This window comes from Henriciella mobilis, assembly GCF_003576315.1.
Classification (GTDB): domain Bacteria; phylum Pseudomonadota; class Alphaproteobacteria; order Caulobacterales; family Hyphomonadaceae; genus Henriciella; species Henriciella mobilis.
This window is the reverse complement of the sequence record NZ_QWFZ01000039.1, coordinates 483672-500871: the sequence shown is the minus strand read 5'-3', so window position 1 is coordinate 500871 and position 17200 is coordinate 483672. Positions and strand designations below refer to the sequence as shown.

The following is a 17200-nucleotide window of genomic DNA, read 5'->3' as shown; positions in this document are numbered from 1 at the left end:
AAGCTTAGGCAAATTTCGCAAGGAGGCGGCTTTCCACAGGGTGGGCGCTTCGCATGCAAATGCTCAAAGCACTGTCATCGTTCAAGAGCCTATCGATTGTTAAGACTTCTATATCTATGGCTGCTGCAAGTTCCTGGGCAGCCAGAGGGGACGCTGTCACGGCCCCTGAGACGCCACTTGGCTCAAGGCCGAGGTCACGGAGGTACTTAACACCCGCAACGCCGGACATTGGATCGGCCGCTGCGAAAAGAATACTGTCCAGGCGGTCCCGAAACGAGCTCGACGCCAGCAAGCCAGCGGTTTCCTTTTGGTAGACGCCGTCTGCAATCTCAATGATCACGAGATCTGCCGACATGCCTGCTGCATTTAAAAGAAGGGCAAGCATATCTTCCAGCTCAGCTACAGGCACATCTACCGTTGTCGCATAACCTCCATCGGAAAAATCGAAGACAGGATCGATGCCGTTATCGATAAATTTCCAAAGATCGCCTCCAGATCCCGTCCCCGTAAGCTTGATCGCGCATGGCCGTAATCCGCCCTGGATGGCCATTCGTCCCAGCTCCGCGACCAAGGTCGTCTTTCCGGCATTCATGCTTGATCCCACCACACACATGATGTGGGGTTGTGTGTCTTTAATCGGCTGAGCGGGCTCAATTGCGAAATCCCGCAAATTGAGCACAGAGCCTGTTCTGTCAGCGAGAAGGCCAATTGGTGATATTTGAGTAGGAATTCTGGTCTTTGCGTGTCGTGACACGAGTTCAGATGCTATCCCGCCAGCGGCAACCATCTGGCAGGGTTTTAGTCGATTGGGCACAACCGAGTGGAACTGATCCGTTGCGTAGCGTGCTCCAAACGTTAATATTACCTCATCTCCTGGATTGAGATGAGCCCGTCGCCCAGTCACAAGTTCCAGGCGACTGTGATGTCCAAGCCGATCGATGCGAGCCAAGCACAAATCTCCAGGCTTAGGAGAACACGTGACCAAGGACGATACCCTGTCATACTCAAGACGGCGTGTCGAAAATGACTGTTTTGCCTTGTGCAGTCTACGATTTAGCGCAGAATTCGTCATAGCCCTCTCCTCCCAAAGAAGTATCTTCAAGGTCGACTGAGTGCCGGTCCAAACTGAACCGAACCTGAATTCCTGTTAAGGACCTTGGCTGTCATCTTTAGCAAAATTCAATTAAGGCCGAATTACGGTTCAAGCTTATAGTGAATTGCTAACGTTAAGTAAGTTCCGCGAAGAATGATCCGAAAATCTCGAAACTGCAGGAGCTTTTATCTGCCAAAAGAATCAACGTGCTCCCATTGGAATCACTTGTGGAGCGAGGCATTTAAACTTGGGTCTGATGAATACCACGAGTATTCCGAGGTGTTCCGTCTCTTCCTCTTGAAAGTATCTCGCAGTCGCTAACCAGCTAAAGGCATTAAATCTCAATCTTTGAGTGAAATACGAACCGTTTTACCACAGAAAGGTTCGGCGCCACAAACCGTGCTCGAACTCATTTCACCCCAAAAAAAGGGATACAAATTGGATACAAAGTGGGATACATATTCATGAAAAAAGTCCACTAAATAATTGTTATTAAAGGAAATAATGTTTGATTTCGATGCCCGTCACTCGCGCCAAACTTGACCACCTAACCCTCTGATTCAGAAGCAGAAAAATTCTGCAAGAGCGCGATGCGTCGGGTTGGGCGCGACATTCGGGGCTCGAACCTTGAACACCGCGAATAGGCATCCCGCGCTTTCGTCGTTAGCCTGTTTGGCAACAAGCCTGACAATGAATATGCGATGACTTTTCTGCTCCAGCCCGTGAAGAATGATGAGCCTGCACTTGCCGGTGCGCCCATGATTGGCGCGGCTCAGAAGCTTCTGGCCTATCTGGCCGAACATGAGACGATCGGCCTGACGAAGGGCAAGGCGTTTCAGAGGAAATTCGTTCACTGGGCGGCTGCCGAGTTCGCCTGGCCGGGCTGGGAAGAGGACAAGCTGTTCCTCGTCAACAAGGTTCTGAATGAGTACGATTTCCCGCCGCTCGAAGCCCTGCATTTCGTTCTGCTGAGACTCAAGCTGATCCGGCATTACAAGCTGACCTGTCGGCTCACCAAGGCGGGCAGGGACATTGCTGACCAGCCCGGCGATCTCTTCAACCTGATAGCGCCGTTCTGGCTGTTCGAGGTCGATCATGCCGCGGCGTCCCGGATGCCCGAGCCGAGGCTTGGCAACTGGGATGTGTTTCTCGGTGTGCTGAATACGGAGGCGGCGCCAGGCGTGACATGCGGCGCGCTTGGGGAAATACTTTACGGTCCGCCGGACGTCGGACAGCCCTATGACCGCATGCCGAGAATGATCTGGTCACAGGTGCTTCAACCGCTGTGCTGGATGGGGTTACTGGCCGAGACGATGTCAGATGAGCGACAACAATTCGCAGATCGCGTCTACAGGACGACCGATCTTTGGTCGGAGGCCTTTCGGTTCCCGTTTGATGGCCAGGTCGGTTTGGTGACGCTGCATTAAGTGCGTGCTTCGACCGATGGGCGACCAAGGTCTGCTCAATGAGGGGCGGGTGGAGTGTAGCCTTCGTGAGCCACAAGGGAGCTTTAGGAGGCCACGAAGATGACATAGAGGAATCTGTTAAGCCGACGCTGAGCCGTCGACCTCAGTTTATGTCAAGGGCGGCCTTCAGATAGGTCCAGATATCGGCAACGACCGTGCCCAGCGGAACGCCTTTGAGTTCCGTGCCGTCGGCGTAAGTCAGCCACTGCCTTGCTTTTGCCGGATGCTCTGCGAACGCAACGGAGAGACCTTGGGGTGGTTCAGTCGGGATAGATGTGTTTCGGTGATCGAACGTCGCCGCAATGGCTGCGCGCAGGTCTGCCGGATCGATCTTGGTCGCTCTTGGAATTGCCCAGAGATCGTAGAAGTCTTTCATGCGGCCGTTAATGAGACCGAGCGCGACGACCGCCTGGAACTTCTCCGCGATCACCGTGGCAGGTGAATAGGCGCGTATGCGCGCGGCTTCGAAATCGAGGATCGATCCGTATTCGATCTCATAGTGTGGGTCGGGCAGGGCGTCGCCGAAGCCAAGATCTATGGTGATCGGAATTTCTGTCTTGCCGAGATGGGCCACCGTGCGGAGACGTTTGCCGCCATAGACCTGATCTTCGCGGATGTCCGTCGTGGTGATGGTGTCGATGCTGAACTCAAGACCGTCGCCCGTGTCGAGTGCCAAGATTTCGGCAAAGATGGAGGTCAGCGCTGCATCGCTGGTTTCACCGAATGCAAGGAAATCAATGTCGCGTGTGAAGCGGCCGGGATCGGTGGTCCAGAGGGTGACCAGCATTCCGCCTTTCAGGACGAATCTGTCTCGGTGCGGAGATTTGGAAAGACGGTAGATGAGACGCTCCAGGCCAAACGCCACAAGAAGGGTCTGGAAGTCGCGGCCCTCTGACCGGGCAAGGTTGAGGAGGCGCTGGCGCACCGAAGCTGCGATGTTCGTTGGTGACTTAGCCATTCGAGGTCAGCGCCTCCAGGTAGGGGCGCATGATCCTGGCAGCGCCATAGTCCGCAGCGGCCTGCATGAGGACAGCTGGCGTGGCCTTGCGTTGATCGAGGGCCGCCTTGAGCGCCTCGATCGCCACCGACCGATCAACCAGTTTCGGATTGCGGAAAGCATCTGCAATTGATTTTGGTACGGAATAGATGCGCACCTGCGTTCCGCCGATCCTGTGTGTCTCGATGCCGTCCGAAAAATAGGGCTCGCGGAACCTGACGACGCGCACGGGCGGATAGGCGATCGACGGCTCCCAGTCCTTCGCGCCAATCGCAAACCAGACCTTGCGGGGGAGTTGGTCTGTTAGACCATGAAAGGCCAGTGCGGAGAGAAGGCAGATGACCGACCGCGGTGCCCGCTTGGCGACTTCCGCCAGATTGGTGTTGAGGTCTGCTTCCGCATCGGCTGCCTGATAGAGGCCGCGACCAATCCGGACCACGTCGCCGGCTTCCACCGCCCTTGAGATCGCGGTGGCGCTGACGCCGATCTCCCGCAGCTCAAAGGCGCGGGCGATGTCGTGCTTGCGCAGATAGGCGAGGAGCCTGTCCTGCTGCGTTGCTGAGGGTGATGGAGTGTGTTTCATAATCTCGGACAAGACGCGTTTCTGTCCGAGGTTATGTAACACGTCGATTGCTATTCGTCGAGTGGGTGATCGGAGCAGCCCGACCCTGGTGCAATCGCAAGCTGGAGCCGTCACCGTAATTCGGCTACGGTCAGGCCGTGCACCGGAATCGTGTCAACTGCAACGATACGTCATGCGTGCATCATTCAATTTGCCTACGGAATGATATTGCCGGAATCGACGACGGTAGTTTTCCACAGGTTTTTTGCAAAACATTGAATCAAAACAATAATTTCAGCTCTTTCATCATCGAGTGGGAGTGACCCTGTATCGCCCGGCCGGGTGGGACAGTCCGCTGCGGCCAGCCTGTCAGAGTGACGCCATGATCCCGCGGCTGGGCGCGACCTTGTTGTCGAGGAAGTCGCGCCAGGTGTCGGAGATGGCATCCGCGCCGCTGATACGTTCGACGGTGATTTCGCTGGCAGCAGAGCGCGCGAGGCGGGCGCTGGCTTCGCCGGCCTTGTTGTAAAGTACGCCCGGGCCCCATTCCTTGTTGCGCTTTGCGATCTGGGCCGGTGCAAAGAAGAAGGTCGGCTTGGCGCCCGGCAGGTCCTTGGCGACGCCGCGCTTTTCCCAATGGGTTGCGCCGACCATGCAGCTTTCGACCATATTGTCGCCAAGGTGCCTGTGCAGCTTTCCCGTCAGCTCGCGATTGCCGGACATGTCGACATAGGCCGTCTTCACCGACGCATCGACAGCGGCCTCCTCGCCATAGAGCAGGATGTCGTCGCAGCAATTGAGGCTTTCGACGAAGGCACGGTTGCCGGGGGAGGTGAAGCCGATGACGCGCGGGCCGTCTGGGCGGTCCTCATGAAGCAGCTGGGCCAGGCCAAAGGCAGTCTTTGACGAGACCGATCCGATGACCACCTGCTTGGCGCCAAAATAGTCATTGTCGGTGAGATAGTCGTAGAGGACATAGGACGTGATGAAGAGCGGGAAGTAGAGGCAGCGCTCGTCCTCCAGCGCCTGCATATCCTCCGGTTCGCCGGCGAGACGGCGGTAATTGTTATAGACCGCGGCGAGGTCGGCCCGGTGCGGGGAGGCCTCCATGAAGGAGTCGTCGCTGACCTTTCCGACGGTCAGGACCGCCTCACTGCTCATCGGGAAGTAGCCATAGAGTTTCTCGCCGACCTTTATGCTGTCGGCCTGCGACTCCACCACCTTGCCGATCCCCCAGACAGGCACCTTGCCCCAGCCCTCCTCGGCGGGAAAGAAGCGCCAATAGCCGATGGCATCGCCGGAGACGGCATAGCTGACATTGTTCGAGGTGATGGCGAATTTCTCGACCGCGACGCGGATCTGCCGGGGGGCAAGTATCTCCTGTGGCCGCTCGATCGCGCGGGTCTTGCGATAGTCCGACCGGTTGACCAGCAGTTCTTTGATATCCGACATCTTTTATCTTCCTCCCACGATAGGCTTTTCCCTGTAAAGACCATGGGCATGCACGAGGGCGCAAGCGCAAAGCAAACTTTCCGGCCGCCGAGAAATAACTTGAACCGCGCGCCCGCTCTGCCGAGAGATAGCCGCAGGCATGACAGGGAGGCCTGCAGCGTGGCTGAACACGCCGAATCCGGCGCTGGCGATGAGGACACCGAGATCCTCGGTATCCGGATAAGTCATCCGGACCGGGTCGTGTTCGAAGGCCAGGGCGCAACGAAGCGCGCAGTTGCCGAGTATCTTGCCGGCATGGCGCCGCGCATGCTGGACCACCTCCGCGACCGGCCAACGAGCCTTGTGCGCTGTCCTTCGGGGGCGGGCGGCAAGTGCTTCTACCAGAAGCACCACACAGGCTCCGTTCCCGACGAGATCGGCGAGACGCAGATCGAGGAGAAGGATGGCGACCTCGCGAGCTATCTCGTCTTCAACTCGGCCGAAGCGCTGGTCGCGGCGGCCCAGATCGGCGCGCTCGAATTCCACATCTGGGGCGCGCGGACTGACAAGCTGGAGCGTCCAGACCGGCTGGTGATCGATCTCGATCCCGATGAAGGTCTCGGCTTTGCCCCGGTAAAGGATGCCGCCTTCGAGGTCCGCGACCTGCTGGCGAAGGCGGGCCTCGATTCCTGGCCGCTGCTGACAGGCGGGAAGGGGATCCATGTCGTTGCGCCGCTGGAGCGCCGGCAGCCCTGGGAGACGGTGAAGGCGGCGGCGAAGGGGCTTGCCCGGCAGCTCACAGAAAAGGCGCCAGACACCTATGTCGATGAAGCCTCCAAATCCCGGCGCAAGGGCCGGATCTTCATCGACTGGCTGCGCAATGAACGCGGCGCGACGGCGATCTGCCCCTTTTCCCTGCGGGCGCGTCCCGGTGCGCCGGTTGCCACACCCGTCAGCTGGATGGAGCTGCCGGGCATCGAGACGGCGAATGCCTATACGCTGTCGACGATTGGCCAGCGACTTGCCGCGCTGAACGCTGATCCCTGGGAAGGCTATTCGAGCACCCGCCAGTCGATCAGCGCTGAGACGCTCACCAAGCTCGAAAGCGGTTGAGAAAACTTCCGCTGGGGCAGTGGTTCGCAAGCCGCGCTCGTTGATCTATCAACGCCTGCAGATTGACCGTGGCACTGTCCCGAAGAGGACGGGGCAGCCCCCGAGGAGGAAAACAGGAATGGCTATCAAGACGCGTTTCACTGAAGAGTTCGGTATCGAGCACCCCATCGTTCAGGGGGGCATGCAGTGGGTCGGCTATGCTGAGATGGTCGCACCCGTCGCGAATGCAGGCGGTCTCGGTTTCCTGACGGCGCTGACCCAGCCGACGCCGGAAGACCTAGCGAAGGAGATCGCCCGCACCAAGGAAATGACCGACAAGCCCTTCGGCGTGAACCTGACCATCCTGCCGGCCATCAAGCCGCCGCCCTATGCCGAATACCGCCAGGCTATCATCGAGGGCGGGATCAAGATCGTCGAGACGGCAGGCTACAAGCCGCAGGAGCATATCGACCATTTCAAGGAACATGGCATCAAGGTGATCCACAAATGCACCGCGGTTCGCCACGCGCTGTCGGCCGAACGCATGGGCGCCGATGCGATCTCCATCGATGGGTTCGAGTGCGCCGGCCACCCTGGCGAGGACGATATTCCCGGCCTGATCCTCATCCCGGCGGCTGCCGACAAGGTGAAAGTACCGATGCTGGCCTCCGGTGGCTTTGGCGATGGGCGCGGCCTCGTCGCGGCGCTCGCGCTCGGCGCGGACGGCATCAATATGGGCACCCGTTTCTGCGTCACGAAAGAGGCGCCGATTCATGAGAACTTCAAGAAGCAGATGGTCGAGAATGACGAGCGCGACACCAAGCTCATCTTCCGGACGCTCCACAACACAGCGCGTGTGATGAAGAATGCCGTGAGTGAGGAAGTCGTTGCCATCGAGGCCAAGGGCGGGGCGAAGTTCGAGGATATCCAGCACCTCGTTGCCGGTGTGCGCGGGCGTGCAGCGATGGAGAAGGGCGATGCTGATGATGGCATCTGGTCCGCCGGCATGATCCAGGGCCTCATCCACGATATTCCGACCGTCAAGGAGCTGATCGACCGGATTATCGCGGATGCCGAAAAGATCATGGATGAGCGGCTGGCGAAGATGCGCGTTTCCTGAGGCTTCGCTGCCGCCAGTTCAGCTAGTCATTCACTGAAGCTGCCTGATACTCAGGGGCGACCGTGAAATGGGCCAGTGCGTTCCGTGCCGGAGCGTAGCCGGGCATGATGGCCTGCGCTGTTTTGAAGTCAGCATAGGCCTCATAGACCTGGTCGAGGCGCCAATGGGCGAGACCCCGGTTGAAATAGGCGACATGCTGAAGGTGGTCCGGGATCGCCTCGATGTTTTCGAGCCTCGCAAGGGCGTCTTCATTGGCGCCAGCACGAAGTTTCGCGGCCGCGATATTCAGGCTGAGGCCCGGCAGGTCATCGTGCAAGCTGGAAGCGCGATTGAACAGGGCGAGAGCGTCGCTGGTTTCGCCGCGCCGCATCAGCACGATCCCGGTATTGACCATTGAGGCGGCCCGTACCGAGCGCTGCGACGTCGTTGCGTTCATCGCGTCCTCGCAGGTGTGAAGCAAAGCGATTGTCGCAGACTTGCCGGATGCGACGCCATCAGCGCACCGGACAGCCGGTGGTGCATCGGCATAAAGCGTTCTTGACTGAGCCGCTACTGGCTGGGCCATCGCAGCGATCACAGAAGCGGCAAGCATGGTGTGGCGGAAGTGGGAGGAAAGTTGTTGTATATACATTATCTCGGATTCATCAGGGAAAAGAGTGGTCTGGAACCACAGGGCCCCAGACCATGAGTTTCATACGGGAGTAAGCTCTCGTGAAATCAAAATGTATATGCATGATCAATGCGTCAAGTCTTTGATCAACCGGAAATAAAGCTTCCCATGCGTAACAGGTTTGAAATTGTAGGAGAAAATATGCATATACACGGTATGGATAGAATTTCTCAGACGGCGAAAGAAACGGCACAAAGATGCGCGGCTGTTTCGGTGCTGCGGGCGGGCCGGTCGGTCACACGCCTTTTCGACGATGCGCTGCGCCCAGTCGGCCTGACGATCGCGCAGTTCGGCCTGCTGAACGCGATCGCGTCCTACCGCCCAGACTCGATCTCCGCGATTGGCGAGATGCTCGATATCGACCGTACGACCTTGTCGCGCAATCTTGCGCTCCTCCAGCGCGAAGGGCTGGTCATGCTCGGAACACCAGGGTCTGACCGCAAGCGCGAAGTGCTTCTCACGGTGAAGGGTGCGGAAAAGATAGAGGAGGCGCTTCCGCTCTGGGAAGCCGCCCAGCGCCGCATCGAGGCCCTGTTCGAGCCGGGTGAGTACGACATGTTGAAGAAGGCCCTTTCGCGAATCCGTCATGTCTGAGCGGGTGGGGCTTGCACGCTGCTGCCGGTACGCCCAAAACAAGCCAGATGAGCTGGACGACTGAAGCGGTATCCGTGCGTATCCTCGACAAGCATGAAGCCGTCATGCGCGATGTGCTGTCGGCGCGGTTTCCGTCTGTCCGCTTTGTGGACAACGCAGCAGAAGCGAGCGGCCTGAAAGTGCTGATGAGCTTTCGTCCGCCGACCGACGAACCGCTTGAAGCCTATGACTGGGTTCACTCGGTTGGGGCTGGTGTCGACCATCTGTGTGAGGCGTTGTCGGGGAGTGGGCCAGCGCCCGTCATCACCCGCACGACCGGTCATATGGGCCAGCAGATTGGCGAATACTGCCTGGGTTATGCGCTGGCACACTTTCAGAAAATGGCGGTCCGGCGCGCCCTTCAGGCAAAGGCCGAATGGGACAAGCAGGACGCCAGTCCGCATTACATGTTCAACGCCTCTGTCGCCGTGGTTGGCACAGGGAGCATTGGGTCGGGCATCGCACGGGCCTTCAAGGCGCTCGGCGCCGATGTGACGGGCTATTCGCGTAGAGGCACGGGCCGGGCCGACTTCGACCGTGTGCTGGCCCTGGATTCATTCGCCGCCGGGCGCTCTCCGGATGTCCTCATCCTTGCCCTCCCGGCGACGGCTGACACGGATGGGCTGATCGACGCTTCCATGTTGCAGGCGCTCGACGGCGCATTGCTGATCAATGTCGGGCGTGGTTCGACACTTGATCATGCAGCCTTGCGCGCGGCCCTGGACGCCGGACATGTTTCCCACGCGGTCCTCGATGTCTTCGAGGCCGAGCCTTTGCCGCGCGATGACTGGCGGTGGGCGCATCCTCACGTCACGGTCACGCCGCATGTGTCCGGTCTCACCTTGCCCGATGATGCCGTGAACCGTTTCTGCGAGCTGCTGGAAGCGTATCTGGCTACCGGCGAACCGCCCGCCTCTGTCGATATTCAGCGCGGCTATTAGGGCGAGACTCTAGTCTTCGCCGGCGCGGTCGAATGCGCCGACATCGAGGATCGGCTCGGAATCGGTGACCTCGGAGCGGGAATCCACGATATCCGCAACACGCTCGAGCGCGGAAACGACCATCGAGCGCTCCCATTCCGGTAGGTTCGAAAAAAGCAGTTCGAAATGGTCCTGCAGGGTGTTCGGCGCTGTCTTCAGAACGTCCCGGCCCGTTTCGGTCAGGGCCAGCACGACTTTTCGTCTGTCCGCAGGGTCCTTCCGGCGGCCGACCATGCCGCGGGCTTCCAGCTTGTCGATCAGGGATGTGATCGATGCGTTGCTGAGGGCGGTCATGCGGACGAGATCACTTGGCGTGGCGGCGTCATGGCTCGCCAGCAGCTGCATCACCTTCAGCTGCGACACGCTGAGATCGGCAGACTGGGCGAGCGAACGCGCATAAAGCTCCGTCCGCCTCTGTATGCGGCGCAGGGAAATGAGAGCGTCTGTCGTTTTCTGGTCCATCGTCTACTGACTGGAATAGGTTTCGAGGGCTGGCCCAAGCGCCTCCTTCAGTGGACCGAGGTGGTCTTCGAAGTGGCGCCACTGGTCGAGACCCGAGGCGCTGATCGGCTGGCGGACCTGTTCCGAGCTTGCCGTGCGCACGGCGCGCTTGGTCTTGTGAAAGTCGACGCAGGCCTGCTCGAAGGGAAGGCCGCAATAGTCCAGCAGGCGGCGGACCTGGCCCTCAAGATCAGCGACGACATCCTCATGCTGGACCCTCAGCACCTTGCCCGGCAGCACGCGGTCCCAATGGGCCATCAGGTCGACATAGCCGCGATAATAGTTGCCGATGTCTTCCACGCTGTAGCTGAACTCCTGGCCCTCGGCGAAAAGCTGCTTGAAGCCTGAAAAGCAGCAGGCCATCGGCTCACGGCGCGCATCGATGATCTTTGCATTGGGCAGGATCATGTGGATGAGGCCGATATGCCGGAAATTGTTGGGCATCTTGTCGGTAAAGAAGGGCGCGCCCTTCCGGTGGATCGCCGTATTCTCGATATAGTCGCGCCCGAGTTTCTCGAATTCTTCGTCCGGCAGTTCATGCAGCACGCGTGGATAGCGGTCGCGGTCGGAGACCTGCTTGCGCCCGCGCAGCCGGTGGGCGAGCGAGAGGATGTTCGGCAGCTCCAGCGTCCCGTCGACCTGGCTGTGGGAGGCGAGGATCTGCTCGATCAGCGTTGAGCCGGCGCGCGGCAGGCCGAGAATGAAGATCGGCGCGGGGTCGTCATGGCCGACACCGGCGCGGGTCTCAAACAGCTCAGCCGTGCAATGGCGTTTCTGCGCCTCGAATTCCTCGTGCATCTGCTCTGTTGTGTAGCGCGTCTGCAGCTTCTTCAGCTGGTTGCCCTCGGCATAGTGCTCGAAGGCGGCGTCATAATCGCCGCGATCTTCAAGCGCCTTGCCGAGCGCGAAGGACACATGGATGCGGCCCATATAGGAGAGGTTCGGATCCTTCTTTGCCCGCAGCATTGCGTCGATATCGGCGTCGGAGAAGGAGAACGTCTTGAGATTGGCGAGGGCATACCAGGCATCGCCATGCAGGGGCTCAACCTCGGTTGCCCGCTTGTAGGACGCGATCGCCTTGTCAGTTTCGCCCGCCGTCTTCAGCGCATGACCGCGCGAGGTCAGCGTGGCGAGATCGTCCGGCATGGTCTCCAGCACGTCGTCGAAGATGGCGAGGGCGGTGTCATAATCGCCGGCCTGCATGCTCTCAATTGCAAAAAGCGATTTGAAAACAGGGCTGTTCGGATCATGCTTCAGAAGGGCTTCAGCCTGGGCGAGGGCGGCTTCGTATTTCTGGCGCTTCCGCAGTACCTGGATGTAATCGATCTTGAGCTGCGGATTGTCCGGTGCGAGCTGGATGGCAGTTTCCAGCAGGAAGTCGGCATCTTCATGCACGCCGAGCCGTGTGCCGATATCCGCGAGCAGGCGCATGCCCTCAATGTGTTTCGGGTTCTGTTGCATGAAGGCGCGCGCAATGCGCTCGGCCTGTAGCAGCTTGCCCTCATGGATATAGTTCGTGACCGCCAGTAATTCGCGCGGCAGCGCTTTCAGCCTGTCGGCCTGGGCGCGTGCTTCGGCGGCGGCTTTCGGGTTGCCGAGACTGTCGTGCAGCTCGGCCATGGCTGTCCAGCTGGCATTGAGAGCGGGATTGTAGCGCACCGCCCGCTGATAGGCCGTCAACGCCGCAGCGGTATCGCCGCGCTTGCGGTGGAGATGGCCTTCTTCCTGGAAAGCCCTGCCGAAATCCGGCGCAACCCGTTTCAACCGGCCCAGCAGATTGAAGGCGCGGTCATCCTGTCCGAGATAGCGCGCCGTGGCGGCGGCCATATAGAGCGCGTCCTGATTGTCGGGATGGTCGGCAAGAAGCGCGTCAGCCTGTCGGGCAGCGTCATCGAACTGGCCAGCCTGCATGGCGGCTCGCATGGCCTTCAGGGCGTCGGCGATCGGAGTGGCTTGGGATGTCATCTGTTCAGAGGGGTAGAAAGTGCAGCGCCCCGTTTAAACGGGGCGCTGCGGATTTGTGCAAGTGTTTCAGGCCAGACCTAGTAGTCGTAGCTGACCCGGATACCGATCGTACGCGGACGGATCGGGGTGATGCGCTCACGGTCATAGACGAAGCTGCCGCTCAGTTCGGCATATTCGTTCGTCAGGTTCGACGCGTAGATCTCGGCGCCCCAATTGTCGCCCGTCACACCGGCCGTGGCGCCAAGCGTCACATAGCCGTCGAGTTCCATCTTGTTGATCTCGATGACGTCGGAATAGGAGCTGTCGGAGAACACGATCTGCGGCATCACGTGGGCCACGAGGTTCTGGCCGGCGATCTGCTTTTCGAGATCCCATTCATAACGAACGCGCAGATTGCCCTGATAGGCAGGCGCGAAGGCCAGCTCGGATCCTTCGACAACATCGTCGGTCGGCACGAGCACTTCAGTGATCTCGGTGTCGAGCAGCGAGAAGGCACCGGCAATTGTCAGGCCGTCGACACTGTCAGGCGCCCAGGTGAAGTCACCCTCGATGCCCTGCAGTTCTGCATTCGCGGCATTGTCCGAGAAGAACAGGTTCACGATCGACGGATCGAAGATCGTCGTCTGCAGGCCTTCGATCTCGACGAAGAACGCTGCGCCGTTGAAGCGGAGCGAATTGTCGAACAGCTCGGTCTTCCAGCCGATCTCGTAGTTCTTGATGTCGTCAGTGTCGACTTCATACGGGACAGTGTAGCCGCCAGGGCCGCTTGCGCCGCCTGGACGGTTAAGCAGGCCAGCCCGGAAGCCTTCCGAGTAGGTGGCGTAGAACAGCGTGTCGTCTGTCGGCGTCCACTCACCCGTGACCTTGTAGATCATGCCGTCGGTTGCCGCCTTGTCGGGGGCGTCCGCCGGGCCATCGGGGCCGTAGATGTAGGAGATGTTGGTACCGAAGACCTGCTGGTCGGTGTCGGCGAACAGGTTGAAGAAGGATGAGTTCGCGCTGCCCTTCAGGTCGACTTCGACATCGTACCAGCGTGCGCCCAGCGTCAGGGCGAACTGGTCGGTGAGGTCGAAGGTCGTTTCACCGAACAGGCCAAGCTGTTCGTCGGTCCGCAGGACGTCGTTGCGGAAGATCACGCCTTCCGGGAACGGTCCTGCTTCACTGAAATAGCCAGGATAGGCGTCACCGATCGGGCCGGTCACATCCGTATTGGTCAGCGGATAGTTCGGGGCAAAGCCGACCGAGCCATCGGTGTACTGGACCATGGTCGAGCCGGGATAGACGAAGTCATTCCGCTCAGCCAATTCGAGGTCGCTGTAGAACGCACCGAACGTGGCGCGCCAGCGGTTCTCGGATGGCGTGTTGAACCGGATTTCGTGGGTCTGCACTTCGGTTTCCGAGTGCGAGTTCACGAACAGGTTCGGCGCGTAACACGTGCCAGCCGGCGCAGCGCCGGTCGGATAGGTCACGTCATAGTCACAGATATAGTAGGGCAAGTACTGGCCGACGAAGAGATAGTCGGAATAGTCGACGATCTGGTCGGTGGTCCGCTCGGTATAGGCGCCGGTATAGATCGCCTCGAGCATGCCGATGCGGCCTTCCAGCGTCCACGAGGTATTGTGGAACTTGTCCTCGATCTCTTCCGGCGTGAACCGGACGATATCATAGTCGTCGAGCTCCGGATCGGCGGAGAAGACCCCATCGGCTTCAATCGACTGTTGCGAGTGCTGGATCAGCAGGTCCCAGTCATCATTGAAGCGATACATGCCGCTGAGGCGGAAGCCTTGATAGGTGACATCGTTGATGTCGTCTTCGGCGATGGTGCCGTTGTCGGCAGCAATGAAGTTCACGCCCGACAGGTCGGCGCCTGCCTGGAAGCCGGCGCGGTTGGAATTGACCGGGACGCCATTGGCGCGAACCGTGCCTTCTGGACGGAAGCGGGCCGATTCCTCAGCCGTGAGCGTGCCGCCGACATTGTCGATGTAGCCGCCCTGCGTGTCATTGTAGACAACGCCGCGAAGCGCGAAGTTGTCCGTGACCGGCAGGTTGATCATGGCTTCGGCGCTGTTGCTCATCTCGCCGCCGTCGGTGAAGGCGGTCGATGCCTTGAAGCCAGCGTCAAAGCCGGAGAAGTCCGGCTTGTTGGTGATCAGGCGGACCGTGCCGGCCTGCGAGCTGGAGCCGAACAGCGTACCCTGCGGGCCTGAGAGAACCTCCACGCGCTCCATGTCGGCAGCGTAGACGTCGAGGTTACGGCCGGGCTGGGCCAGCGGCTGTTCGTCGAGATAGAAGCTGACATTCGGGGCCAGACCAGCAACACCGGCAACCGTGAGGTTTGGTGTCGTCGATGCGAGGCCGCGAATGTAGATGGTGTTCTGGCCGGGGCCCGAACCGCCGGCGGTGACGCCCGGCAGCTGGACGAGATAGTCGGTAAAGTTCTTGACGCCGAGCTGATCGAGTTCGACTTCGCCAAGAGCGTTCACTGTGACCGGAATGTCCTGAGCGGTTTCGGTCCGCTTCGTGGCCGTCACCGTGACCGCTTTCAGACGGCGCTTCTTGGCGGCCGGCTTGGCCGGCTGAGCGGCGCTGGCTTCCGGTTGATCAGCCTGTTGGGCAACGGCGATGGCCGGAGCGGCCGTCATAAGGGCGCCTATGGCGAGCAATGATGCTCCACCGCGAAGAGTGTTCATTTGTTTACCCCATCATTGGTTTCAACGAGCGCTCGCGACCCGGACGGACTCCGAGGCGAGCGGTGGCGCGACAACGGCCGAAAGGCCAGGCGCCGAACAGTTGTCCAACTAAGGTGATAGTTCGATTCGTAAAAGGTTTTTCGCAGTGCAGCATACGTAATCTGTGAGAGCTGACATTTTGATATGTATGAAAAGTCATTAAAAACAGTATATTAAGGGCGCGTGACACTTATGTCACATGCGAAGGGAATGTTTTGTTGGTTGGAGGGATCGCCGAAATGTGGTCGATAACGCTCAAAGGAATAGTTCGATGAACAAACCATCCGATCCGAGTGATAGTGACGAAGTAATGAGCGATACCGATCTTGAAAGTGACTTAGAGTATCAGTCCGAATACGAGACCGATTACGAAGTCGGCCAGGACAATGTCGAAATGCTCGGCCTCGATATCCACAATCCGGTTTTCTTCCTGAGTGCCGGGCTCGTCATCCTGTTCGCGCTGGTTTCACTGATTTTCCCGGGCGCAACTGCAGTCGGGCTGGAGACCGCGCGCGAATGGACGCTGCAGACCTTCGACTGGCTATTTGCGATGACGCCGGTCCTGCTCACGATCTTCTGCCTGGCGCTAGCGATATCGCCGCTTGGCAAGATCCGGCTGGGCGGCGTCGATGCCCGGCCGGAATTCGCAATTCACTCCTGGATTGCCATGCTGTTTGCGGCCGGTGTTGGCATCGGCTTCATGTTCTACGGGGCCGCGGAGCCGCTGGCTTACTATTCAGACTGGTTCGGAACGCCGTTCAATGTCGAGCCGGGAACGCCGGAAGCACGCCGGCTTGCCTTCAGCGCGACGATCTTCCACTGGGGGATCTCCCCCTGGGCCATCTACGCGATCGTCGGCCTCGCGCTCGGCTTCTTTACTTACAATAAGGGCCTGCCGCTGACGATCCGGTCGGCCTTCTACCCCATCCTCGGGGAACGGGTATGGGGTTTCTGGGGCCATGTCATCGACACGCTAGCGGTCATCTCGACTGTCTTCGGGCTCGCGACAACGATCGGTATCGGTGCGACACAGGCGAGCAGCGGCGTGGCCTACCTGCTCGACCAGCCCGTTACCCTCGGCATGCAGATCCTGCTGGTGCTCAGTATCACCGGCCTCGCCGTCATCTCGGTGCTTCGCGGCATGGATGGCGGGGTGAAGCTCCTTTCCAACATCAATATGAGCATCGCGCTCATCCTGATGATCTTTGTCTTCATTCTCGGTCCGACGCTCGCCATTGTCAGCGGCTTCGGTCAAAACCTTTTCACCTACCTGATCGACGCGCCGGCCTTGTCGAACTGGTTCGGGCGGGAGGATACCGCCTGGTTCCATGACTGGACGATCTTCTACTGGGCCTGGTGGATTTCATGGTCGCCCTTTGTTGGCATGTTCATCGCGCGGATATCAAAGGGCCGGACGGTGCGCGAATACCTGACGGTCGTGATCCTGGCGCCGGTTGTGATTGGCGTGATCTGGTTCACCACATTTGGCGAGACAGCCATCCAGCAGTTCGAAGCCGGGCAGGGCGATCTCGCGGACGGTATGTCCACCGCGTCGCTGACCCTGTTCGAGATGCTGAACAGCCTGCCCATCGCCGCTATCACGTCAACGGCGGCGATCTTCCTGCTGGTCGTCTTCATCGTGACGTCTGCAGACTCCGGCGCGCTGGTCGTCGATGCGATCACGTCGGGCGGCAAGACGGATGCGCCGGTAACGCAGCGTGTCTTCTGGGCCTGCATGCTGGGCGTGACCGCGTCCATGCTACTCTATGGTGGCGGGAGAGCCACGCTCCAGTCGCTTCAGGCAGGCACGATCACTGCGGCGTTGCCGTTCACTTCCATCGTCCTGGTCAGTTGCGTCAGCCTATTGCTCGGCATGCGCGATGAGCTGCGTGTGATGAAGGCCGCAGAAGAAAGCGAGCTGTCGGCCTCTGCCTCGGCGGGCGAATAGCCGCCTTGCCTGT

The 17200-nt window shown here is 59.6% G+C and carries 14 protein-coding genes; 6 read left to right on the top strand and 8 right to left on the bottom strand.

What is annotated here, in order from left to right:
- Window positions 1-4: 4 nt before the first annotated feature.
- Window positions 5-550 (bottom strand): hypothetical protein, encoded by a 546-nt coding sequence (locus tag D1227_RS19660; RefSeq protein ID WP_147373359.1) that lies wholly within the window; start codon window positions 548-550, stop codon window positions 5-7.
- Between the two features lie 1244 nt (window positions 551-1794).
- On the opposite strand from D1227_RS19660, the gene D1227_RS19655 reads away from it, so the two are divergent.
- A complete protein-coding gene (locus D1227_RS19655; RefSeq protein WP_119376296.1) occupies window positions 1795-2520 on the top strand; it encodes a hypothetical protein in 726 nt (241 codons plus the stop codon).
- Between the two features lie 142 nt (window positions 2521-2662).
- Here D1227_RS19655 and D1227_RS19650 read toward each other — a convergent pair whose 3' ends face one another.
- The 3 genes from D1227_RS19650 to D1227_RS19640 form a co-directional block, all read right to left on the bottom strand.
- Window positions 2663-3517 (bottom strand): nucleotidyl transferase AbiEii/AbiGii toxin family protein, encoded by an 855-nt coding sequence (locus tag D1227_RS19650; RefSeq protein WP_119405881.1) that lies wholly within the window; start codon window positions 3515-3517, stop codon window positions 2663-2665.
- Window positions 3510-4151: a type IV toxin-antitoxin system AbiEi family antitoxin domain-containing protein gene (locus tag D1227_RS19645; protein ID WP_233349938.1), complete on the bottom strand. Its 642-nt coding sequence runs from the start codon at window positions 4149-4151 to the stop codon at window positions 3510-3512. Before D1227_RS19645 ends, D1227_RS19650 begins: the two co-directional genes overlap by 8 nt.
- 336 nt (window positions 4152-4487) lie before the next feature.
- Entirely contained in the window at window positions 4488-5570 is a 1083-nt protein-coding gene (locus D1227_RS19640; protein WP_119405879.1) for a DUF2855 family protein, read from the bottom strand.
- A gap of 159 nt (window positions 5571-5729) precedes the next feature.
- Between D1227_RS19640 and ligD the strand changes: the two genes are divergently transcribed.
- A complete protein-coding gene (gene ligD / locus D1227_RS19635; protein ID WP_233349936.1) occupies window positions 5730-6662 on the top strand; it encodes a non-homologous end-joining DNA ligase in 933 nt (310 codons plus the stop codon).
- Window positions 6663-6780: 118 nt separating this feature from the next.
- Window positions 6781-7761 (top strand): NAD(P)H-dependent flavin oxidoreductase, encoded by a 981-nt coding sequence (locus D1227_RS19630; protein WP_119405877.1) that lies wholly within the window; start codon window positions 6781-6783, stop codon window positions 7759-7761.
- Between the two features lie 22 nt (window positions 7762-7783).
- On the opposite strand, the gene D1227_RS19625 is transcribed toward D1227_RS19630, so the two are convergent.
- Complete coding sequence (locus tag D1227_RS19625) at window positions 7784-8392, bottom strand: hypothetical protein (RefSeq protein WP_158586733.1); 609 nt, start codon at window positions 8390-8392, stop codon at window positions 7784-7786.
- Window positions 8393-8587: 195 nt separating this feature from the next.
- On the opposite strand from D1227_RS19625, the gene D1227_RS19620 reads away from it, so the two are divergent.
- On the top strand, window positions 8588-9025 hold the full coding sequence (locus tag D1227_RS19620; RefSeq protein WP_158586732.1) for a MarR family winged helix-turn-helix transcriptional regulator: 438 nt from the start codon (window positions 8588-8590) through the stop codon (window positions 9023-9025).
- 47 nt (window positions 9026-9072) lie between these two features.
- Window positions 9073-10005 (top strand): NAD(P)-dependent oxidoreductase, encoded by a 933-nt coding sequence (locus D1227_RS19615; RefSeq protein WP_119405874.1) that lies wholly within the window; start codon window positions 9073-9075, stop codon window positions 10003-10005.
- A 9-nt stretch (window positions 10006-10014) separates the two neighbouring features.
- On the opposite strand, the gene D1227_RS19610 is transcribed toward D1227_RS19615, so the two are convergent.
- From D1227_RS19610 to D1227_RS19600, 3 genes are all read right to left on the bottom strand, one after another.
- Window positions 10015-10506: a MarR family winged helix-turn-helix transcriptional regulator gene (locus D1227_RS19610; protein ID WP_119405873.1), complete on the bottom strand. Its 492-nt coding sequence runs from the start codon at window positions 10504-10506 to the stop codon at window positions 10015-10017.
- Window positions 10507-10509: 3 nt separating this feature from the next.
- Window positions 10510-12510, bottom strand: a complete 2001-nt coding sequence (locus D1227_RS19605; protein WP_119405872.1) for a tetratricopeptide repeat-containing sulfotransferase family protein — start codon at window positions 12508-12510, stop codon at window positions 10510-10512.
- A 77-nt stretch (window positions 12511-12587) separates the two neighbouring features.
- The gene (locus D1227_RS19600; protein WP_119405871.1) at window positions 12588-15200 is read right to left on the bottom strand and encodes a TonB-dependent receptor; all 2613 of its coding nucleotides are present in this window, start codon (window positions 15198-15200) and stop codon (window positions 12588-12590) included.
- Between the two features lie 349 nt (window positions 15201-15549).
- On the opposite strand from D1227_RS19600, the gene D1227_RS19595 reads away from it, so the two are divergent.
- Window positions 15550-17187: a BCCT family transporter gene (locus tag D1227_RS19595; protein ID WP_119405870.1), complete on the top strand. Its 1638-nt coding sequence runs from the start codon at window positions 15550-15552 to the stop codon at window positions 17185-17187.
- Window positions 17188-17200: the final 13 nt, after the last annotated feature.

Coding starts and splice junctions, on each gene's coding strand:
- D1227_RS19630 (WP_119405877.1), top strand. CDS start 6,781: ATGGCTATCAAGACGCGTTTCACTGAAGAGTTCGGTATCGAGCACCCC.
- D1227_RS19625 (WP_158586733.1), bottom strand. CDS start 8,392: ATGTATATACAACAACTTTCCTCCCACTTCCGCCACACCATGCTTGCC.
- D1227_RS19660 (WP_147373359.1), bottom strand. CDS start 550: ATGGCCATCCAGGGCGGATTACGGCCATGCGCGATCAAGCTTACGGGG.
- D1227_RS19605 (WP_119405872.1), bottom strand. CDS start 12,510: ATGACATCCCAAGCCACTCCGATCGCCGACGCCCTGAAGGCCATGCGA.
- D1227_RS19640 (WP_119405879.1), bottom strand. CDS start 5,570: ATGTCGGATATCAAAGAACTGCTGGTCAACCGGTCGGACTATCGCAAG.
- D1227_RS19655 (WP_119376296.1), top strand. CDS start 1,795: ATGACTTTTCTGCTCCAGCCCGTGAAGAATGATGAGCCTGCACTTGCC.
- D1227_RS19620 (WP_158586732.1), top strand. CDS start 8,588: ATGGATAGAATTTCTCAGACGGCGAAAGAAACGGCACAAAGATGCGCG.
- D1227_RS19610 (WP_119405873.1), bottom strand. CDS start 10,506: ATGGACCAGAAAACGACAGACGCTCTCATTTCCCTGCGCCGCATACAG.
- D1227_RS19650 (WP_119405881.1), bottom strand. CDS start 3,517: ATGGCTAAGTCACCAACGAACATCGCAGCTTCGGTGCGCCAGCGCCTC.
- D1227_RS19595 (WP_119405870.1), top strand. CDS start 15,550: ATGAGCGATACCGATCTTGAAAGTGACTTAGAGTATCAGTCCGAATAC.
- D1227_RS19615 (WP_119405874.1), top strand. CDS start 9,073: ATGAGCTGGACGACTGAAGCGGTATCCGTGCGTATCCTCGACAAGCAT.
- D1227_RS19600 (WP_119405871.1), bottom strand. CDS start 15,200: ATGAACACTCTTCGCGGTGGAGCATCATTGCTCGCCATAGGCGCCCTT.